At 44.4% G+C, this 18,994-nt stretch carries 21 protein-coding genes and 1 pseudogene; 10 read left to right on the forward strand and 12 right to left on the reverse strand.

From position 1 onward, the window contains the following. Nucleotides 1-19 precede the first annotated feature (19 nt). A pseudogene (locus HMPREF0833_RS05745) lies at nt 20-990 on the reverse strand (alpha/beta hydrolase). Nucleotides 991-1,103: 113 nt separating this feature from the next. On the opposite strand from HMPREF0833_RS05745, the gene HMPREF0833_RS05750 reads away from it, so the two are divergent. Next, entirely contained in the window at nt 1,104-1,967 is an 864-nt protein-coding gene (locus HMPREF0833_RS05750) for a LysR family transcriptional regulator (protein WP_013904131.1), read from the forward strand. A gap of 179 nt (nt 1,968-2,146) precedes the next feature. Here HMPREF0833_RS05750 and HMPREF0833_RS05755 read toward each other — a convergent pair whose 3' ends face one another. From HMPREF0833_RS05755 to HMPREF0833_RS05765, 3 genes are all read right to left on the reverse strand, one after another. Continuing rightward, nucleotides 2,147-3,184 carry a zinc-binding dehydrogenase gene (locus HMPREF0833_RS05755; RefSeq protein WP_013904132.1) on the reverse strand — a complete coding sequence of 346 codons (1,038 nt, stop codon included), beginning with the start codon at nt 3,182-3,184 and terminating at the stop codon, nt 2,147-2,149. Between the two features lie 85 nt (nt 3,185-3,269). After that, nucleotides 3,270-4,367, reverse strand: a complete 1,098-nt coding sequence (hemH, locus tag HMPREF0833_RS05760; RefSeq protein ID WP_041818364.1) for a ferrochelatase — start codon at nt 4,365-4,367, stop codon at nt 3,270-3,272. A 112-nt stretch (nt 4,368-4,479) separates the two neighbouring features. Then, nucleotides 4,480-5,382 carry a cation diffusion facilitator family transporter gene (locus HMPREF0833_RS05765; protein ID WP_013904134.1) on the reverse strand — a complete coding sequence of 301 codons (903 nt, stop codon included), beginning with the start codon at nt 5,380-5,382 and terminating at the stop codon, nt 4,480-4,482. A 132-nt stretch (nt 5,383-5,514) separates the two neighbouring features. On the opposite strand from HMPREF0833_RS05765, the gene HMPREF0833_RS05770 reads away from it, so the two are divergent. The 3 genes from HMPREF0833_RS05770 to HMPREF0833_RS05780 are packed head-to-tail and all read left to right on the forward strand — an operon-like array spanning nt 5,515 to nt 6,918. Continuing rightward, a complete protein-coding gene (locus tag HMPREF0833_RS05770) occupies nt 5,515-6,054 on the forward strand; it encodes a TetR/AcrR family transcriptional regulator (protein ID WP_222846884.1) in 540 nt (179 codons plus the stop codon). A 15-nt stretch (nt 6,055-6,069) separates the two neighbouring features. Next, complete coding sequence (locus HMPREF0833_RS05775) at nt 6,070-6,540, forward strand: HXXEE domain-containing protein (protein ID WP_013904136.1); 471 nt, start codon at nt 6,070-6,072, stop codon at nt 6,538-6,540. A 45-nt stretch (nt 6,541-6,585) separates the two neighbouring features. Continuing rightward, a complete protein-coding gene (locus HMPREF0833_RS05780) occupies nt 6,586-6,918 on the forward strand; it encodes a hypothetical protein (protein WP_013904137.1) in 333 nt (110 codons plus the stop codon). 48 nt (nt 6,919-6,966) lie between these two features. Here the strand turns inward: HMPREF0833_RS05780 and HMPREF0833_RS05785 are convergent, their stop codons facing one another. After that, nucleotides 6,967-7,905 carry an AEC family transporter gene (locus HMPREF0833_RS05785; RefSeq protein ID WP_013904138.1) on the reverse strand — a complete coding sequence of 313 codons (939 nt, stop codon included), beginning with the start codon at nt 7,903-7,905 and terminating at the stop codon, nt 6,967-6,969. 223 nt (nt 7,906-8,128) lie between these two features. On the opposite strand from HMPREF0833_RS05785, the gene HMPREF0833_RS10910 reads away from it, so the two are divergent. Continuing rightward, on the forward strand, nt 8,129-8,290 hold the full coding sequence (locus HMPREF0833_RS10910; RefSeq protein WP_169309956.1) for a hypothetical protein: 162 nt from the start codon (nt 8,129-8,131) through the stop codon (nt 8,288-8,290). A gap of 14 nt (nt 8,291-8,304) precedes the next feature. Continuing rightward, on the forward strand, nt 8,305-8,433 hold the full coding sequence (locus HMPREF0833_RS11015; protein ID WP_002878297.1) for a hypothetical protein: 129 nt from the start codon (nt 8,305-8,307) through the stop codon (nt 8,431-8,433). 81 nt (nt 8,434-8,514) lie between these two features. On the opposite strand, the gene HMPREF0833_RS05795 is transcribed toward HMPREF0833_RS11015, so the two are convergent. From HMPREF0833_RS05795 to HMPREF0833_RS05815, 5 genes are all read right to left on the reverse strand, one after another. After that, on the reverse strand, nt 8,515-9,315 hold the full coding sequence (locus tag HMPREF0833_RS05795; protein WP_013904140.1) for an energy-coupling factor ABC transporter ATP-binding protein: 801 nt from the start codon (nt 9,313-9,315) through the stop codon (nt 8,515-8,517). Then, nucleotides 9,302-10,138: an ABC transporter ATP-binding protein gene (locus HMPREF0833_RS05800; protein WP_013904141.1), complete on the reverse strand. Its 837-nt coding sequence runs from the start codon at nt 10,136-10,138 to the stop codon at nt 9,302-9,304. The genes HMPREF0833_RS05795 and HMPREF0833_RS05800 overlap by 14 nt, the downstream gene beginning before the upstream one ends. After that, nucleotides 10,114-10,905, reverse strand: coding sequence for an energy-coupling factor transporter transmembrane component T (locus HMPREF0833_RS05805; RefSeq protein ID WP_174221310.1), 792 nt, complete (start codon nt 10,903-10,905; stop codon nt 10,114-10,116). The genes HMPREF0833_RS05800 and HMPREF0833_RS05805 overlap by 25 nt, the downstream gene beginning before the upstream one ends. Continuing rightward, nucleotides 10,905-11,507: a hypothetical protein gene (locus HMPREF0833_RS05810; RefSeq protein WP_013904143.1), complete on the reverse strand. Its 603-nt coding sequence runs from the start codon at nt 11,505-11,507 to the stop codon at nt 10,905-10,907. Before HMPREF0833_RS05810 ends, HMPREF0833_RS05805 begins: the two co-directional genes overlap by 1 nt. A gap of 285 nt (nt 11,508-11,792) precedes the next feature. Next, nucleotides 11,793-12,818 carry an acyltransferase family protein gene (locus tag HMPREF0833_RS05815; RefSeq protein ID WP_013904144.1) on the reverse strand — a complete coding sequence of 342 codons (1,026 nt, stop codon included), beginning with the start codon at nt 12,816-12,818 and terminating at the stop codon, nt 11,793-11,795. Between the two features lie 118 nt (nt 12,819-12,936). Here HMPREF0833_RS05815 and pabB point away from each other — a divergent pair, with 118 nt between their 5' ends. From pabB to HMPREF0833_RS05835, 4 genes are all read left to right on the forward strand, one after another. Further along, on the forward strand, nt 12,937-14,664 hold the full coding sequence (gene pabB, locus HMPREF0833_RS05820; RefSeq protein WP_013904145.1) for an aminodeoxychorismate synthase component I: 1,728 nt from the start codon (nt 12,937-12,939) through the stop codon (nt 14,662-14,664). Beyond that, on the forward strand, nt 14,664-15,278 hold the full coding sequence (locus tag HMPREF0833_RS05825; protein WP_013904146.1) for an alpha/beta fold hydrolase: 615 nt from the start codon (nt 14,664-14,666) through the stop codon (nt 15,276-15,278). The genes pabB and HMPREF0833_RS05825 overlap by 1 nt, the downstream gene beginning before the upstream one ends. 285 nt (nt 15,279-15,563) lie before the next feature. Next, complete coding sequence (locus HMPREF0833_RS05830) at nt 15,564-16,472, forward strand: ABC transporter ATP-binding protein (RefSeq protein WP_003018764.1); 909 nt, start codon at nt 15,564-15,566, stop codon at nt 16,470-16,472. Nucleotides 16,473-16,526: 54 nt separating this feature from the next. After that, entirely contained in the window at nt 16,527-17,279 is a 753-nt protein-coding gene (locus tag HMPREF0833_RS05835; protein ID WP_013904147.1) for an ABC transporter permease, read from the forward strand. A 20-nt stretch (nt 17,280-17,299) separates the two neighbouring features. Here HMPREF0833_RS05835 and HMPREF0833_RS05840 read toward each other — a convergent pair whose 3' ends face one another. Continuing rightward, a complete protein-coding gene (locus tag HMPREF0833_RS05840) occupies nt 17,300-18,187 on the reverse strand; it encodes a sensor histidine kinase (RefSeq protein WP_013904148.1) in 888 nt (295 codons plus the stop codon). Then, nucleotides 18,187-18,876: a response regulator transcription factor gene (locus HMPREF0833_RS05845; RefSeq protein ID WP_013904149.1), complete on the reverse strand. Its 690-nt coding sequence runs from the start codon at nt 18,874-18,876 to the stop codon at nt 18,187-18,189. Before HMPREF0833_RS05845 ends, HMPREF0833_RS05840 begins: the two co-directional genes overlap by 1 nt. Between the last annotated feature and the right edge of the window lie 118 nt (nt 18,877-18,994).

The following is an 18,994-nucleotide window of genomic DNA, read 5'->3' on the forward strand; positions in this document are numbered from 1 at the left end:
GTTTACGAACTCATTTATCTTACATATTTTCCTTTAGGAAGCGTTCCATCTCTTCAAATGGAATCACATCCAACTGATCGTAAAGGTCTGTGTGACTAGCCCCTTCGACCGTAATCATTTTTTTATTATCGCCTGTGAGTTTTTCAAAAGCATCTTTTCCCATGTAATAGGAATGCGCTTTGTCACCATGAATTACGAGCACAGCATTTCGAATTTCATCTGTGTAATAGAGGAAACGGGTATTGGCAAAGCTTGTATTGCTCTGAACAGCCCAACCATTGTTTGAATTAAGACTGCGTGCGTGGTAACCCCGAGGTTGTTTGTAATTATCAAAATAATCTTTCACAAAGTATGGAGCATCTTCTGGCAAAACATCAGGCACCCCACCTGCTAGTTGCATTTCGCCAGTTTGTGCATCCAAGGTCCGTTGTTTGGCAAGTGCCAGACGTGCTTGGTAACGAGCTTCTTCATTGTCCTGATCATCAAAGTAGCCATTTCCTGCAATACGAGACATGTCATACATGGTTGATACAATAGTCACCTTGATACGAGGATCGATGGCAGCTGCATTCAGGGCAATACCACCCCAGCCACAGATACCGATAATCCCGATACGGTCGGCATCCACCTGATCATGAGTCACTAGGTAGTCTACAGCTGCTTGATAGTCTTCTGTATTAACATCCGGTGAGTTGATAGAACGTGGGTAACCACCTGATTCACCAGTATAAGAAGGATCAAAAGCAATCGCTAGATAGCCACGTTTCGCCATTTCCTGAGCATAAAGGCCAGAAGATTGTTCCTTCACCGCTCCAAATGGACCAGATACCGCAAGTGCTGGTAGTTTTCCAGTCACCCCTTTTGGTTGATAAAGATCTGCTACTAGAGTGATGCCGAAGTGATTGGTAAAGGTAACCTTTTATGTTCCACTTCCTCGCTGAGTTTAAAAGTCTTATCCCATTCTTGTGTGAAATTCATTGTTTCAGTCATTAGTTTTCTCTTTTTTCTTGATGAGTTTATTATAGCTTCTCTGAATAATATACTCCAATATCTATTTTCTATACCTTCTATGCCTAAAAAGCATTATATGTTATACTAGAGCTATGGATATTCGGATTTTACATTACTTTGTCACCATCGCTCAGGAGAAAAACATCACTCGCGCTGCTGAACGCTTGCTCATTACCCAGCCAACCCTATCTCGACAGCTCAAAGAGTTAGAAGAGGGATTAGGTGTTTCTTTGTTTCATCGAGCCAATCGTGAGATGACACTAACAGAAGATGGTCAGTATCTTTATAATCGGGCACAAGAAATTTTACAATTAGTCAGTAAAACAGAGGAAAATCTGACCCGAAAAGGCGAGATTGGAGGAGACCTTCATATAGGTACAGCTGAAACAGCTAGTTTCGATCTCGTAGCAGATGCCTGTCGCAGTTTGCTAGAAATCTACCCTCAAATACGTCTCAACTTTTACGACGATAAAGCGGATAGCCTTTATGAGAAGCTGGACAAAGGCACTCTTGATTTCGCACTTGTATTCACACGTACTGTCCCAGCCAAATACAAGATGATTCAACTTCCTAGAAAAGACCGATGGGGTGTTTTGGTCCCTAAGAATCACCCCTTGACAAACCTCGAACAAATCACAGTAGAGGAAATTGTGAGCTATCCGCTCATTGTCTCTAATCAATCCGACATTGACAAATCAGCTTTTGCTAACTATGACTATAAAGTAGTTGCTACTTATAATCTTCTCTATACCGCAAGTCGTCTGGTTCAAGCAGGTCTTGGCATCGCTCTGTGTCTTGACGGAATTGTAGATCATCCTGAACTGGTTTTTCTTCCTTGTACTAACCAAGGTGATGAAGGTTTCTACCTTATTTGGAAGGACAGCCATGATCAAACCGCCACTGAGAAAGCCTTTCTAGAAGAAATTGAAGCGCAACTTTATGAAATGGAGAATTAATCTCACTTCTATCGAAGCAAGCATCAAACCTTATTACAGCCCTCGCAACCTGTACGAGAGGCTTTTTCTTTTTTATCATTTATTGGAGAAAATCTATTTCCCCTTTTATGGTATAGAAAAAGGCTTGGGAATACAACTAACTGTTGCATCTCCAAGCCTTTGATAGAACTAGAACTGACCTAGTCAAACACAATCATAGACTTAATAGACTTGCGTTCATCCATGTCTTTATAAGCTTGATTAATATCTTCCAATTTATAACTTGTGGTAAAGACACGTCCTGGATTAATATCGCCATCAAGAACTGCTTTTAACAAAACTTGTTTGTCATAAGTAGTAACTGAAGCTGCTCCACCTGCCACCGAAATGTTTTGGGCAAAGGTCGAACCAAGGGCACGGTTATTGTAGTGAGGAACGCCGACAAATCCCATGCGCCCTCCATTGTGAAGAACACCAAGGGCTTGGTCTACGGCTGCTGCGGTACCCACACATTCAAGAGCCGCATCTGCTCCGCCGCCGAGGATTTCACGGACCTTGGCAATCCCTTCTTCACCACGCTCAGCCACAACAGCTGTCGCACCTGACTCCAAGGCCATTTGTTGACGGTCTTGGTGGCGACTCATAAGGACAATTTGAGAAGCTCCACGCATCTTAGCTGCGATCACCGCACATTGACCCACGGCACCATCCCCGATAACGACCACCTTGTCACCTTTTTGCACATTAGCTACACGCGCTGCATGGTAACCGGTCGGCATGACATCAGCAAGTGTCAAAAGTGACTTGAGCATGGCTTCTGTATAATCAGATGGTTGACCTGGAATCTTGACAAGGGCCCAGTTAGCATACTCAAAGCGCATGTACTCTGCTTGAACCCCATCAGACCAGTTGGTGCCGATATGGCGGTCACAAGTCCCATCATAGCCAGCACGACAGGCGTCACACTCCCCACAACCATGGGTGAAAGGCGCGATGACAAAGTCTCCTGGTTTGACCGTTGTAATGGCCTCACCGATTTCTTCAACGATCCCAATAGCTTCGTGGCCACTATTTTGATGACCTGCTTCAATATCTGGATTGCGGTAACTCCAAAGGTCTGAACCGCAAACGCAAGTACGGACAATGCGAATAATGGCATCATCTGGTGCTTCGATGTGTGGACGCTCCACTTCTACAAGGCCCACTTGCCCAGCTTTTGTATAGACTGTTTTCTTCATAGGAACAACCTACTTTCTATTGCTTACTTACCTATAGTATACACTTTTTATCGAGCTCTAGCCCACTTCCTGATTTAAAACTCCATCATTTAATCATATTTTTTCCATACTTCTTTTCTAGCATTTTCTTAATCAGATAGGGCATTTTGACATTTTCGCGGCCTTTCTTGGCAATTAACTTCTTCACAAAATCTGGCATTTGGATATCATTCTCTTCTTCCAAAATCTGACTCGTGCTTGATGGAGCTTCCAACTCATCAAAGGTCTCCAGCTGAGGTTGATAGTCACTATAGTCACCGTCTATATGAGACTGAATTGTCGAAAGAAGTGCCTTGATTAAACGAGGATCGCTATTTGGCATAGGAGGTCTGTGATAGGCTACACCTAGCTCTTGGCAAAGCTCCTTACATTCCACATCATTGTCAAAAAGAACCTCAATATGCTCACTAATAAAGGCAATCGGAACAAAAATATAGTGGTCAGGATGCTCCCTCTCATTACGAAGGTATTCTAAGACATCCGGCTTAATCCAAGGAATACCAATATCACTCTCACTCTGCCAAGTATTGGTGTACTGCTCCTCTTCAAGCCCTAAAATCTCCGCAATCAAGCGACTATTGTCATAAATCTGATCGATATAAGGGTCACCAAAATCTAGTGCCAAAACTGGGACACTGTGGGCTGAAAAAATCACCTTATAACTGTCGTCTCCAATCTGATCTAAAACCTTTTGGATCTCATCAGCCCAATAGTGGAGTAGGTCAGGTTCTCGGTACCAGTCCTTGATAATTTGGAACTTTATCTGACCACTTTCTAAAAATTTTTCATAACCCATGACAGAATAGTAGGAATAATGGGGCTCTAGAATCAAACACAAACACTCTTCAATTCCGTCATTCTCCATCTCTTTAATCGTATCAGTGATGAAAGGACGGGAAAATTTATTAGCAAAGTAGACCGATGCTTGATTTCCAAGAGCAGTAGCAACCAAGTCCACTTCTTCCTTTGTTATCCTTTGGAGCGGCGTTCCACCGATTCGGACATAATTGTCATATAAAGTCTGAATTTCATGCGGTTCAGGACGTACCCCACGGCGTATATTTGTGAAAAATTCCGCTACTCCTTCATAGGTAATCTCTTCTGGCGAACCAAAAGTCATCATCAACACAGCTCTTTTACTCATAATTACTCCTTGTTCCACATTTGTTCTATTTTATCACGAAAAGGCTTACTTTAGTGAGCTTAGTATCAAAAAAACTCCTAGAGATAAACTCTAAGAGTGAAAATAACTATTCTTAATGGTGATGAATATGTCCATGACTTTGATTCACTTCCAACTCTTCGATCTTGCGTTTGTGAGCTCGGTGAGTTGCCAGGTCTTCATCAACCTCAATGGTAACGTTTTGAAAGCCACAATCTTTGAGCAAGGTGCGAATAGACTCTTTACAGACCTCCATATGGTTGACATGCTCCAGACAAACATGGACAATGGCATTTTTCTCTAAGCCGTCCATGGTCCAAAGATTGAGCTGATTGATACTAGCGACATGGTCCAACTCTTCCAAATCCGTCTTGATCTTCTGGATATCCACTCCTTCTGGTACAGCATCAAGGAATATCTTGAGTGTGCTCCAAAAACGTGGAATGGCTTTTGACAGAATAAAGAAGGAAATCGCAAGAGACAAGAGCGGATCCAGAATATACCAATCGGTAAATCGCAGAACAATCGCCATCAGGATGACGGCCAACCAGCCCAAGGTATCTTCCAAAAAATGCAGGCTGAGAATGGATTCGTTCTTGGTTTGCCCCTTACGAATGACGAGGCTCGCTAGCACATTGATGCTGACGGCAATAATTCCAAGCCAGAGAATCCCCTCATCATTGACAGGTTGTGGGTGAAAGAGTTTCGTTATATTTTCCAAAATAACCAGAACGGACCCTGTCATGAGAATCACAGCTGTTACCATGGCCCCTAAAAGGCTAAAACGCTTGTAGCCCAAGGTATAGTGGCTGTCTTCTTCACGGTTGGAAATACTCTCCAAAAAGGCGGAGATCCCAATAGCGATCGCATCTCCCAAGTCATGGACCGAATCCGCAAGGACTGCGCTGGATCCAAAAATCCCTCCTGCAATAAACTCAACAATGGCATAACTCAAATTCAAGAAAAAAGCGATCCAGACCGCATGTTTTGTCTTCATAATCCTATTTCCTTTGTTATAATAGATTCATGAACATCATGTTCATTATCATTATCTAACATTCACAACAGAAAGGATAGGGGCAAACCGTTTAGGGTGTACGTTACTGAACAGTTTGTTCAAAGTGTCCATATGACTGCTCAGGATCGTCGCATTACTAAGACTCGAAAAGCCATCTATCAAGCTTTTTTACAATTACTCAACCAAAAAGACTACGAGGCCATCACGGTTCAGGAAATCATAGACCTTGCTGATGTGGGGCGATCAACCTTTTACAGCCATTACGAGAGTAAGGAGTTATTGCTAGATGAACTCTGTCAAAAACTCTTTCATCACCTCTTTGAGCGTGCTGAACACCTCTCTCCGCAAGACTACCTGGCCCATATCTTCCAGCATTTCAAGAAAAACCAAGACCATGTGACCAGTCTCTTGCTCTCTAAAAACGATTATTTTATCCGTCAGCTGCGAAAAGAACTAGAACACGATGTCTACCCAATGGTATCCGACGAACTTATCAAGTCCCATCCAACCATCCCTCACTCTTATCTTCAGCACCTGGTCATTACCAACTTTATCGAAACCCTCAGCTGGTGGCTCAAAAAAGGAAAAAATTATAGCGAACAAGAAGTGATCCAGTTTTATTTGGAGATTTTAAAAGTGGGCTCGAACTAGAAAGGAGTATTTTCAATGACCAGCGTGCAATTTTATTTTCTCTTTCCAGCGCTCTTCATGCTTCACGAACTGGAAGAAATCATATGGATGCCATCCTTTGTCAAAAAATTATCAGCACAGTTTCCAAATAATCGAATCCTTTCTTATTACACGCCTTTTGCTTTCAATGCTATTGTCTTGGAGCAATTTCTAATCCTGCTTCTATCACTTTTTCTTAGTTACTGGTTTAGCAACTATACTATTTACTCAACCATTGTGATTGCTTATATCTACCATGTGTTCGGACATCTGATTCAGACAGTCGTTATTCGAAAATATGTGCCTGGATTGTTAACGGGCATTTTAACGAGTTTGTTTACTGTATGCAATCTCAAAAATGAAATTCCAATTAAACTCTATGGTTACTCTCTTTTGACTTTGTTGGTTATCATTTTGAATCTTGTATTATCATTTGTGGTACTTCATAAAATGAGTCGTAGGTCTTGATATATAATCCTCATATCCAAAATCTCTTCTTTGAAAGGAAACTCTATGTTCTTCTCCATTCTTCTCAGCTTTTTTACAGCCTTCTTTGCCCTTGCTTTTGCTCTTCTTCACTTATTGGCTTCTCTTTCTGAAGTTAAAAAAGGGAATCACACTCTAGGAAATACATTTCTCCTCATCGGAAGTAGTCTTGCGACCTTATCTCTCACCCTCTACTTCTTTTTACCGATTGTCGCTCTAGTCCTTTGGCTGATTGGCTGTGGTTTGATTTGCTACGGGGCCTATTGGAATGGGAAACACAAAGGAAACTTCCACCCAGCCCACCACCTGATTCGGATGGGCATCGCTCTGGTTCTTACCATCTTGTTAGCCTTGTTATAAGAAAAGCTCAAGTTTTAAAAAAACTTGAGCTTTTGTATTTGCTATTTGTTAAGCCATCAACAGCATGAGAATAGGGATCACCACCATGGTTGCAAGGGTCGTCTCTGTCACCATGACTGCTGCATAGTCACTATCAGCACCGTAGAGTCTGGCAACAACTGGCGCATTGGTCATCACAGGCATGGCGGACTGGATGATAAAGACTTGCTTCATCAGGCTTGGAAGAGGCAACCAGTAGACGATGGAAGCCATCAAAAGAGGGGCAACCAGGAAGCGACCTAGTAGAATCAATAGCTGATCTTTTCCCAGAACCAACTGCTTCACACCTACATGAGACACTGACAAACCGATGAATATCATGGATAAGGGGGTCGTTAAATTGCCCAGATACTGCAAATCACTGGCTAGAAAAGCTGGCAACTTGATCTGCAGCATCACCATGACTAGCCCCAAGAGAAAGCCCATCAGGGGCGGAGAAAAGACTTTTTTCAGACTCGTTTTGAGATCAAACTGCGCTTCTCCCTCACCATCCCTCTGAATCAGATAGGTTCCCAAGGTCCAGAAAAAGGTCGTATTACACATGTAATAGATCAAAACATAGGGAATGCTGGCATCCCCAAAGAGGGCTTGGTTAATGGGAAGCCCCACGAAGATGGTATTGGAGTTAAAAAACATGGAAATAAAGAGGCCACGACGATCCTGTCTCACCGCAAAGATCCTTGCTACTCCTGTCGCGATGCCAAGTAAAATAACCATAGACAGGGCAGGAAACCGCAAGGCTGGCAACATTTTAAGTAGATCTGCTGCTGTGAAGCGCTGCGTAATGGTGTAGAGCATATAGCAGGGAAGAGCAACTTGAGTGACCAATTTAGCGAGTAGGCCACGCGACTTGTCATCGAACCAGCCTTTTTCACCAATGACAAAGCCCACTAAAATCATACCCAGAATGACGAGAATCCCTGATATGCTCCTCAAAAATATGTCCATGTTCTCCCCTTTTCTTTTTTAAATTTGAACTAAAAAAACCATTTTTTACAAGTCTCAAAAACTACTCTAGTATATCATAAAAAGAGGTGGGGCAACATGCCCAACCTCATGCATTTTATTAATTGTCACTAATACCCCTTCTTAGCAGCTTTCGTCCATTGGTACCAACCAACTAGACTGTTGATAAGGTAAATCAAGAAAAACCAATAAAATGGTGGGGACTATGGCGAAAATAGATGATTCAGTTAAAAAGAATGTTCCAGAATTGCGATTTAAAGGATTCACGGATGAATGGGAACAGCGTAAGTTGGGAGACGAAGTTCGAATAGTGATGGGACAGTCTCCTAATTCAGAAAATTATACTGATGATCCTAATGGGCGCTAAAAATGCGAAGACCTATGAAGACCTATTTTGTATTAGTCAAACAAAAGATCCAAAAGAAATGGTATATGATTATGACCATGAAACAAAGTAAAATCAAACCGAGTGATCTGAGGAAGCACCCGATGATCATGAAACGTTATTAAACACAAAAGTCACCCATGTGAGTTCTTGCCAGAAGCTGAAGTTAATCCTTCAACCTGGAAAACCCGCAGAGGTGACTTTTTCTATACATCTCGATTTTTCTGGTAATAATCATTAACCGATAAATATGTCTGTGAATCACCCAGCGACTCCGCTATGTCCATAATCCGCGGTGGTAGTAATCCCACTCGCTGGACAAGTTCGTGATCGCTGAACAATTCCCGTGGACTGCCGGCGAAGCCAAACTTCCCGTGTTCCATAACATACACCGACTCAAACTCGGCGGCGACCCAATCCATGTCATGGGTGATGGTCACAACTTGGTGGCCCGAATCAGCCAACTGATGGAAAATTGCGGTCAACTTGCGCCGGCTTTCCCAATCAAGCGACATCATCGGCTCATCAAATAAATAAATCGCCGGATCCACTGCCAAAACTGTGGCAACGCTTAACAGCTTGCGTTCCGACAATGACAGGTCATATGGACTTTCAGCTTTTTTATCATCCAAGCCAACTCTTTTTAGAGCCGCTAAAGCCCGCCTCGTAATCATGTCGCGGTCATCCATGACCTGCGCGACACTCCACTCCACCTCTCGTTGAACGGTCGGGTTGAAAAGCTGATCGTCAGGATTCTGAAAAGTAATCCCAACCTTCAGTAACTTTTCGACTGGTTTAAGATCATTAAAATTTTCTCCATCGATCTTAATCACACCGGTTTGTGGTGTCAGCAAGCCCGTCAACAATTTGAAGAGCGTTGATTTGCCGGCACCATTTTGGCCGACAATCGCCACCATCGGATCGGCGAAGTGTTTGTCTTCAACATCCAAGCTAAAGGACCGTTCCGGATAAGTGAACGTCAGGTGATTCAGTTCAATTGTGGACATAAAAAACCTCCTTCAGTTCAGCGTCATTCACCGGATACCGGCCATCAGCCAAGTGCCAATCCATTTTTTGAGCAAGTTGCTGGATTGTCGGGGCTGGAATCTGCCAGTCAGCTGCCAAATGATTAAACACCTCACCCGGCCTGCCCTGGGCTACCATTTGACCCTCGTGCAGCACCCACACAACGTCGGCGACTTCGCACAAATCGTCAATTTCACTGGTGACAATGAAGACAGTCGTCTCTTTGACTTGGGCCAGCCATTGGAAAAATTGTCGGCGGCCAAGGGGATCCATCTGACTGGTCGGATCATCCATAATCAAAACAGCCGGGTTAGTCGCAATCGCCGTGGCAATTGCCAACCGCTGGCTCTGACCACCGGAAAGGCTCTCGGGACGCAAATTCAGCTGTTCAATCAGCCCCATTTGCGTGGCAACTTCTTCAACCCGTTTTTGAATCAGTCCTTCAGCCATTCCCTGATTAATCAAGTCAAAGGCGATTTCATCGGCAACCGTGTCTGCCAACCCGCTTAGTTGGCCAGCTGGATTTTGCAGTACAACTCCATTCATGGCATTATAAACGGGCCAATTGTCGGACACTCGCTGGCCAAACATGTGCCAGTCGCCCTCAATCTCAGCAGACACCATTTTGGGAATGACCCCTGCCAGCACACGGCACAAAGTCGATTTGCCGGAGTGGCTATTCCCGATAATCCCAACCACCTGGCCGGTATGAACCTCCGCGTTAATCTGACGCAGTTGTGGTTGCTCAGTACCCGGATAACGGGTGGTCAAATTTTCAATTACAATCCGTTTATCTTCGTCCATATCTTCCACCCAATCAATAAAATTGCCAATCCAGTCAGACCAATGTGCAGCGTCCGCGACAGGCGATACACGCGCTGGGAGGTTCTGACAGTCCTGTTGAGATTATCAAAACCTCTCAGTTGGAGAGAAATCGACCGCGCCATCGATTGATCCAAGGTCTTAATCACCAATGGAATTAGAACCGGTAGGACTGACTTTAATTTCTGAATCAACGTTTTTTGCGGATTGGTTCCGCGAACTTTTTGTGCCTGCTGGATTTTCCGCATATTGCGCATCATTTCCGGCAAAATATAACACACCGACATCAGAACGTAGACGGTTTTATAAGACAATCCGGACAGTTCCAAATAGGCCGCGTTTTCTGAAATACTCGTGGTCACCATAAAAAAGCCACTGGTCAAAATAATCACCAATACTCGACAACCCAGAGTGGTGGCGTAAATCAGGCCTTCTTTGTAGAACGACACCCCAAGCACAGAAAACAGCACAGTTTGATTCCGACTGTAAAATAACCCTTGGATGATCAGCATGGTGCAAATCAGAAACAGGCTGAATCCCAGCGCCTTAAAGATGGTAGAACTCAATTTGGAAAATAACAATAGCAGTGTTGCGACAAGAATTAATCCGGCCTGAAACAATAAATTCATACTGGCAAAGCTCAACAACGTCATGTCCAAGATGAACAAGAGCTTAGTAATCGGATCGATCACCTGGTACCACTTGAGCTTGACCCGTGGCGCTCCAGAAATCAATGGTTGATCAGTCATCATTTATCACCGCTAAAGAAGTGCACCATCCGCTTCGGCAGCTGACGATAGATGAAGAATGCCAGGTAGGCCACGCAGACTTTATCCAAAATATCCAAGACAAACTCATCGGTAAATGAGGCCAGCCACACTGGTGCATGATTGGCGACCATTACCGCAAACAATGAGTCACCCCAAGCGATACCGGTCTGACCACCCCAAAAGATGACGTTGAGTGGCGTTGAAATGACAGCTGAAACGATGGCAATAATAATAGCAGAAACAAATACTCGTCGCACTGACGAGAACCACCCATTGGCGTGCAAAACTCCGACAGTAATCCCAATTCCGATGCTGGTAATCGCATACACGGTTGAAATTGGCGATAAGGTCAGCCCATAGATCACGTTGTTGATGAAACCACTGATGGCACCTGCAACCGGCCCAGCCAACATGCTGGCAAGAAAGGTTCCCAAAGACCCCAGCCAAACGGGCAACTTTAACCCCTCCGCCAAGGCTTTGGCAACATAGTTAATCCCCACGGCAGCGGGAATCAAAGTCATGGTGGCAGCACTTAACTTAAATTTCCACATACTGGTACGATGAATCGGTTCTGTTTTCATAATCTTCTCCTTTTGTTTTTAAAGAGCCGTGTCTGTTTAGACTTTCGGACGCAACGCTCTATAGATTTTTGATTTGAACTGTCTTTCCTTTCACAGATCCCTTAGTCGACATCAGGGACTCTCTTGAAAATGATTGTTCAACAGTTCACAACTAATCATACGCCGATTTCATCAGAAGTCAAGAATTTTCTGAAGTTTTCTTGAAAACGTTCGGGAATTGAAAAAAGCTACACAAAGCTAGAGGAAATTGCCCTTACTAAGTCATAAAAAAGACTTCATCTTAGCCTAGATTGGTGAAGTTTTTTGATTTTTCTTCTTATCTCGTACCCACAGCATAGCTAGCCCAAAGAGGTGACTGCCAAACAGGCCGGTCACAAAAATCAGCTTGCCCCTATCTGGATAAGTAAGGGGGAGGCTGCTAAAGCCATAGCGAGCCCACTCGATAAAGATCGGATGCGAAAAGTAAAGGGCTATACTCATTTGCTTTAAATACTGCAAATCATAGCTTTTCAAAAAGGACGATCGCAGGCAGGCATTGACCAAATAAACGGTCACAAAGGGAAGTAGAAAGAAAAAGTTCTTATCAATTCCTTCGTGTTGAAAAATGATGATTCCTTCTAGACAGAGCAAACCAAAGGCAAGAGCTAGCTTTTGCCAACGGTGAATTCTAAAAGCTTGTGCATGAAAATGATCATACAGATAGTAACCCATATAGATAAAAATGGGCGTGTAAAAGAGACCATTTCGCGCTGTAAAAAATAAATTGCTGTAGAGCTGGTAACCTTTGAGAAGACTTGTGGTGTCCAGATAAGCCGAATAGGTCTCGATCAAGCCCCAGCAATAGAGGAGCAAGGCCAGGAAACCCGTCCAAACCATGCCTAGGCGTTTGACTAATTGATTGACCAAAAACAAGCCCAGCAAAAAGGCCGGGATATACCAGAGTTGGTAGCACATGCCCAGATAGATCAGTGCGATGAGAACACCTGCAGGAAAGAGATAGACAGGAAGATGAAGACTAGAAAAAAAGACCCAGGCATACGGAAGGTAAACAAAACTCCAAAACAAATAGGTTTTTACGATTTTGACCAGATAGGCCTTCATTTTCTGAGAATCCCCTAGTGATTGCTTGAGGAAAAAGCTGGCACAGACGATAAAAAATGGAACCGCTAGCCGGCCGAGCATACTCTTAAGACCAAAATGCAGTGGCTCATAGGAGGTCAAGCGACCACTATGCACCAATATCACTGCAATCGCAAAGAGGTATTGAAAAAAGCTGATACTAGAGGTGTTATAGAGGGGATTCTTTTGCATATTCCTACTCCTTGCCCAATGCAGTTTCTATGGTTATTTTAGCATGAAAGGGAAGGCCAAGCAAGGAATCTTACATCCTTATCTACCTTTTTTCCTCTATTTTTGATATACTCAAAGCATGCATAAACAAACCATTATTGATTTTAAAGAGCTTGGATTGCGCCACCTTTTCACCAAGCCCATAAAGGAATTAAAAACTAGAAACCTCGACCAGGTAGAGGCTCTTCTTAGAGAAGTCGAAGCCTACCAGGAGCAAGGTTTTTATGCTGTTGGCTATGTCAGCTATGAGGCTGCTCCTGCTTTTGAGAAGAAATTTGCTGTCCATCCAGCACCTCTTATGGGAGAGTATCTCCTCTATTTTACGATCCACGAGGAGGTCGAAACCCTTCCTTTTCCAGAGGACTATGGGGCAGTGGATCTTCCAGCCAATTGGAAGGAAGAGGTAGAGGCACCTGCTTATCAAGAAGCTATCGAGACCATCCATCACCATATCCGCCAGGGAGATACCTACCAGGTCAACTACACTGTCCAGCTTTCTCAAGAGCTTAAGTCTGACCCTTTGGCCATCTACAACCGCTTAGTGGTTGAGCAGAAAGCCCGTTACAATGCCTTCATCCAGCACGATGATGTCTCCATCCTCTCCATCAGTCCTGAGCTCTTTTTTGAGCAAAACGACCGGCTACTGACCACGCGCCCTATGAAGGGAACGACGCGCCGTGGTCTCACAAACCAAGAGGATCTTCAAGAGGCTGCTTGGCTAGAAGCCGATCCAAAAAATCGAGCAGAAAACATGATGATCGTGGATCTCCTCCGCAATGACATGAACCGGATTTCGGAAATTGGAAGTGAGCAGGTGACCCGTCTTTGCCAAGTCGAGCAATACTCCACCGTTTGGCAGATGACCTCGACCATTGAAAGTCGCTTGCGAGCTGAGATCGACCTGGTCCAAACCTTCCGAGCTCTCTTTCCTTGTGGCTCGATTACAGGAGCACCGAAGATCTCCACTATGGAAATCATCCAAAAGACGGAGAAGGCTCCTCGAGGTGTCTACTGTGGAACGATCGGCATCCTTCTTCCAAAAGGGAAACGGATTTTTAATGTAGCCATCCGGACTCTTCAAATGCAGGGAGATCAAGCCATCTATGGCGTGGGAGGAGGCATCACTTGGGACAGCAAATGGGAAAGTGAATACCAGGAAACCAAGCAAAAATCGGCTGTCCTTTACCGGCAAGAGCCTCACTTTGAGCTCCTGACGACCGGCCGCATCCACCAAGGAGAGTTGTCTTTCTTAGACCAACATGTAACACGCTTGAGAGAAGCTAGTCGCTACTTTGCCTATCCTTATGATGAGCAAAAACTCCTGAAAGAACTTCAAGAAGAGCTCGCTCATTTGGAGTCCAACCTTGACTATCGTTGTCGGATTGCCTTGCAAAAAAACGGGACCTTCCACCTAGTGATCACGGAGCTGACAGACTTGCCAGCTGGCTATCTACAGGCCCAACTGACAGAGCAGAAGCTTGATTTAGCAACGCCATTTACTTATTTCAAAACGAGTCAGAGAGACCATCTCAACCAGTCAGATCACGAGCAAATTTTCCATCTGCCAGACGGAAGCTTGCTAGAGACGACGATTGGCAATCTGGTGCTGGAGATAGAGGGACAACTCTACACCCCACCAGCTCACCTCCCCTTACTCGATGGCATTTATCGGCGCCATCTTCTTGAGACCCAGCAAGTTGAAGAAAAACTCTTAACTCTGAACGATTTAACAGACGCTGATCGTATTTATGCCTGCAATGCTCTTCGTGGTCTCTACGAACTCGATTTTCAAAGAAAGGATTCCTGATGAAACTTATTTTTTTACATGGACTAGGGCAAGATGTCCTCTCTTGGCAAGGAGTCCAATTTGCACTTTCACCCTTGCACTCCAAAACTTTTGATATTTTCTCCCATCCAAAAGAAAGCTATCAGGAAGTCAAAGAAAGGTTGATGGAGCGCCTCCAGCAAGAAAGCGAACCCTTTATTCTGGTAGGACTCTCACTAGGTGGCGTGCTCGCTCTTGATCTCTCCAGACAAGACTTCCCGCAACTCAAGGGCTTGGTCCTTGCAGGAACTCAATACAAACTCAACACCAACCCCCTCTATCGGCTCCAGATCCTTCTCTTTCGTCTACTTCCCAAGCATGTCTTTGAAAAACAAGATGCCAATAAACAACAGATGATTCAAATCTTGACCGAATTAAAAGGGCTCAATTTAACCGATACCGCAAAAGCTTGCCCTCTCCCTAGCTTGGTTGTTTGTGGTAGCAGAGATTGGGCCAATCAATCTTCTTCTAAAAAATTGGCCAAGCTCCTGCCAAAAGGCCGCTATCAAGAAATCGCAGACGGAGGTCATCTACTCAATACCGAGAAACCCTATGAACTCGCGCAAGCCATCAAAGAGTTTGTTGCTGGGTTCTAAAATTAAGAGGCTGGGACAAAAGTCCTAGCCTCTCAATTATTTTTGGATTGTCGAGCAAGACGCAGTGGTTGAGTGGGCTCTACTACGCTGATTTCATCAGCTTTTACAGCCCTACTCAACTGTGCGGAGGTGGGACGACGAAATCGAATTCTAACGAATTACCGATTTCTGTCCCACTCTCTTTTTTTAGAAATATTTGAGAATTGCTTGATAGTTATTTGAAAAGCAAGCTGTATACTAAGAGTGTAAAGAAAACAACTAGTCATTTGGACGAAGGAGAAAACCATGGAAAAAGTATTAGAAATTTCCCATTTGAGCAAAAAATTCGGTCATCAATACGCCTTAAATGATGTGAATCTCACCATTCGCAAAGGCGACGTCTACGGCCTGATCGGTAAAAATGGCGCAGGGAAAACCACCCTCATCAAGGTCATCACCCAGCTGATTCAAGAAACCAACGGAAGCGTCTCTCTCTTTGCTTCTACAAGTCGCTCCCAGTGGACGCAAGCCCTGAAACGGGTCGGATCCGTCATTGAGAGTCCCGTGGCTCACAAGCATATGACCGCCTATCAAAACCTGGTCTACTATTGCAAGGCTCGCCATATTCCCAATCCCGACCAGGTCATCAAAGAAACCTTGAACTATGTCGGCCTGAATAATACGGGTAAGAAGAAATTCCGCGATTTTTCACTAGGGATGAAACAACGGTTGGGAATTGCGATTGCGCTCATTGCCAAGCCCGACTTCCTTATTCTGGACGAACCCATCAATGGCCTTGATCCAGTCGGAATCAAGGAATTCCGTCAGATGATCAAGCGCCTCAATGATGAACTCGGCATGACCATCCTCATTTCCAGTCACATCCTCTCTGAACTCTATCTGGTTGCCAATCGTTTTGGCATTGTCGACCAAGGGCGCCTGATCAAAGAAATTAGCAAGGCTGAATTCGAAGAACAAGGAGAAGACTACATCATCCTCAAGACCAGTCAGCTAGCCCTTGCGAGTCAACTGATCCAGGATCAGCTCCATCACCGTATCAAGGTCATCGATAAGGATGGAGAAATCCATATCTTCGGACAGACTCACGATATTAAAGTCATTGTCAAAGCCCTCGTTCAAGCGGATATCGACGTGGATGAAATCTACTATGCCCGCCAGGATCTGGAAAAATTCTTTACGGACTTGGTAGATTAGTCAAACCACCGTCTCGTATTACTTATCCCACATATTTCATTTAGGAGATTTATCATGTTGCATACCATTCAAGCAGATTTTTACAGACTTTTTCGCTCCAAAGGTTTTTGGATTACAGAAGCCATTCTCGTTCTTAACATCCTGTCTGGAGTCATCTTTGGAGCTACCGGCCACGTTGGCGTCAATACGGAATCCAAATTACCCCAAGCAACCGAAGTTTGGACGGGCTTTAAAGCCTTGACCAACTACTCTTCCAGCATCAGTGTGACCATCCTCTTTACCATTATTGTCATCACCTTGGTCCTGGGAACAGACTTAACGCAAAACTTATACAAGAATAGCCTGGCCTATGGCGTTTCTCGCACTAGCTACTACTTTGCCAAAAGCGCAGTCGTCCTGACCATTGCTCTCTTTCAATTTCTTGTTTCTTATGGTCTCGTCTTCTTGATCGCGACCCTCTACAATGGACTTGGCACCATGCCAGAGCACTTCTTGGCTCATTTTGGTCTGACTGTGCTGATTCAGTTCCTCTGCACCTTGGCTTGGGTCAGTATCATTTCCTTCCTCCTCTACGCCAGCCAATCCATCACCTTGGCCTTCGTTGGCTACTTCATCGGAAATATCCTCTTAAGCCTGCCTGCGCTCTTCTTTAAAGATATTGACATTTTCCACTTTATAAACTTGGAGTTCCAATATTCCTTGGTCCAAAGTACAACAGCAACGACCAACACTCTCTCGATTGCCCTTGGATTCATCCTTGTTTTTGGCTTCCTAGGACTCGCTACTTTTAAACACAAAGATTTATAACAAACAGGCTTGACGATTGGTCAAGCCTGTTTGTTTAGTGTAATGGTCAAGATAAACCAGTCTGCCTCCGTTGCCAATTGCAAGTCGCCCCCTAAGATCTCTACAAAATTTTGAATAATGTAAAGGCCCAAGCCAGATGACTCTTCTGTGTCCGATAAATTCTCAGAGTAGAAGCGACTAGCCAGTTGGTCTAAATGCTGGATCGGTTGTTGCACGATATTGCGCAGCTCGACCCGAATCGTGTCCACGTCCGAGGTCAAGGTCAAACGTGCCTGCTCCTTTCCATGCTTGAGGACATTGCTGAGCATATTTTGCAAGAGGCGCTCCCAGAGCTCGGGATCCGTAGCATAATGAAGATGCTCTTCTAGCTCTACCTCTAAGGCAATCCCCGCCTCAGACAAGCTATCGTAATACTGGAATAACTGCTGAGTTAGGACTTGGCTGAGATCGACGTCTGAAATCCGAGGCTGAATGGCTCCCTCCATCAAGCGTCTGTATTCCAAGAGAGATTCCAGGCGTTTTGAGACGACTTGAAGATTGGAAGCAATTTTCTTCAGCTTTTCCTCTTCCTGCGTCCCACCCTTGATGATTTGTTGGGTATAGCCCGACGCAATGGTCAAAGGCGTCCGAATATCGTGAGCAATATTACTGATAGCCATATCCAAGGTCTTTTTCTCTTGAAAGGCAATCCGATTGGTCCGCTCGATCTGATCAAAGAGATCACTGACCTGCTTGGTCAAGGCGACCAATTCTTTTTTTGAGACCTGGGAGGTCAGTCGTACCCCACTCCCACTTTGAAGCTTCTTTTGAATCTGCTCCCGCAAATCCTTTAAGGCAGAAAGCAAGCGAGCATAGCCCAAACCCAAGAAAAGGACAAGGACGACAAGAATTAGAACTAAAACCCACATTACTTGTCTCCTTTCAAGCGAACACCCAAGCCCCAGACCGTTTCAATATAGTCCTCATCTGGATCGAGCTGAGCAATTTTCTTTCGGAGATTGCTCAATTGGGCATTGAGCGTATTGTCTCCAGGCAGATAAACTTCTTCCCAGACCGCCTCATACAATTCTTCCTTGGTGAAAATCTTCTTTGGATGAACCAGCAAGGTCTCAAAAATTTGAAATTCTTTTTTGCCCAAACGAAGCGTCTGTTCTTCAGACTCCAGTTCAAAGGTTTCTGGATTTAAGACCAAATTCTTAAAGGAAAGCTTTTGCGACGCTTGAGCTTCCTGTACTACCGTCGGTTGATTTCTCAACTGCACCGTCACCCGAGCTGCCACTTCGTCCAGATTAAAGGGCTTGACAATATAATCATTGGCACCTGCAAGGAGGTACTGGCTAATGAGGTGTTTGTCTCCAAGAGCCGTCATCATGATGACTGGCACCTGACTCTGCATACGGATCTCCTCAAGGACCTGGTCCCCATTCTTCCCTGGAAGCATGATATCCAGAAGGACCAAATCAATGGCTTCTTGCTGGAAGAGCCGTAGCCCTTCTGTACCTGAAAAAGCCTGAAGGACCTCATGATCTTCACTTAAGAGACTGTATAAAATTTCTTGGATATCATTATTATCCTCGATTAATAAAATCCGTGCCACTTGCCTCGCTCCTTTTTTCTTTTCTTGCGAAATCAGTTCTATTCCCCTAGCCTATCAAATAAAGGGACCTTCGTCAATCAAAAATGCAAAGAAAACACTCGACCAAGTGAAGGATTCC

This window comes from Streptococcus parasanguinis ATCC 15912, from assembly GCF_000164675.2.
GTDB classification, from domain to species: domain Bacteria; phylum Bacillota; class Bacilli; order Lactobacillales; family Streptococcaceae; genus Streptococcus; species Streptococcus parasanguinis.

Excerpts from the sequence above, each read along its gene's own strand:
- HMPREF0833_RS05750 (WP_013904131.1), top strand. The coding sequence starts at position 1,104 with ATGGATATTCGGATTTTACATTACTTTGTCACCATCGCTCAGGAGAAA.
- HMPREF0833_RS05755 (WP_013904132.1), bottom strand. The coding sequence starts at position 3,184 with ATGAAGAAAACAGTCTATACAAAAGCTGGGCAAGTGGGCCTTGTAGAA.
- hemH (WP_041818364.1), bottom strand. The coding sequence starts at position 4,367 with ATGAGTAAAAGAGCTGTGTTGATGATGACTTTTGGTTCGCCAGAAGAG.
- HMPREF0833_RS05765 (WP_013904134.1), bottom strand. The coding sequence starts at position 5,382 with ATGAAGACAAAACATGCGGTCTGGATCGCTTTTTTCTTGAATTTGAGT.
- HMPREF0833_RS05770 (WP_222846884.1), top strand. The coding sequence starts at position 5,515 with ATGACTGCTCAGGATCGTCGCATTACTAAGACTCGAAAAGCCATCTAT.
- HMPREF0833_RS05775 (WP_013904136.1), top strand. The coding sequence starts at position 6,070 with ATGACCAGCGTGCAATTTTATTTTCTCTTTCCAGCGCTCTTCATGCTT.
- HMPREF0833_RS05780 (WP_013904137.1), top strand. The coding sequence starts at position 6,586 with ATGTTCTTCTCCATTCTTCTCAGCTTTTTTACAGCCTTCTTTGCCCTT.
- HMPREF0833_RS05785 (WP_013904138.1), bottom strand. The coding sequence starts at position 7,905 with ATGGACATATTTTTGAGGAGCATATCAGGGATTCTCGTCATTCTGGGT.
- HMPREF0833_RS10910 (WP_169309956.1), top strand. The coding sequence starts at position 8,129 with ATGGCGAAAATAGATGATTCAGTTAAAAAGAATGTTCCAGAATTGCGA.
- HMPREF0833_RS11015 (WP_002878297.1), top strand. The coding sequence starts at position 8,305 with ATGAAGACCTATTTTGTATTAGTCAAACAAAAGATCCAAAAGAAATGG.
- HMPREF0833_RS05795 (WP_013904140.1), bottom strand. The coding sequence starts at position 9,315 with ATGTCCACAATTGAACTGAATCACCTGACGTTCACTTATCCGGAACGG.
- HMPREF0833_RS05800 (WP_013904141.1), bottom strand. The coding sequence starts at position 10,138 with ATGGACGAAGATAAACGGATTGTAATTGAAAATTTGACCACCCGTTAT.
- HMPREF0833_RS05805 (WP_174221310.1), bottom strand. The coding sequence starts at position 10,905 with ATGACTGATCAACCATTGATTTCTGGAGCGCCACGGGTCAAGCTCAAG.
- HMPREF0833_RS05810 (WP_013904143.1), bottom strand. The coding sequence starts at position 11,507 with ATGAAAACAGAACCGATTCATCGTACCAGTATGTGGAAATTTAAGTTA.
- HMPREF0833_RS05815 (WP_013904144.1), bottom strand. The coding sequence starts at position 12,818 with ATGCAAAAGAATCCCCTCTATAACACCTCTAGTATCAGCTTTTTTCAA.
- pabB (WP_013904145.1), top strand. The coding sequence starts at position 12,937 with ATGCATAAACAAACCATTATTGATTTTAAAGAGCTTGGATTGCGCCAC.
- HMPREF0833_RS05825 (WP_013904146.1), top strand. The coding sequence starts at position 14,664 with ATGAAACTTATTTTTTTACATGGACTAGGGCAAGATGTCCTCTCTTGG.
- HMPREF0833_RS05830 (WP_003018764.1), top strand. The coding sequence starts at position 15,564 with ATGGAAAAAGTATTAGAAATTTCCCATTTGAGCAAAAAATTCGGTCAT.
- HMPREF0833_RS05835 (WP_013904147.1), top strand. The coding sequence starts at position 16,527 with ATGTTGCATACCATTCAAGCAGATTTTTACAGACTTTTTCGCTCCAAA.
- HMPREF0833_RS05840 (WP_013904148.1), bottom strand. The coding sequence starts at position 18,187 with ATGTGGGTTTTAGTTCTAATTCTTGTCGTCCTTGTCCTTTTCTTGGGT.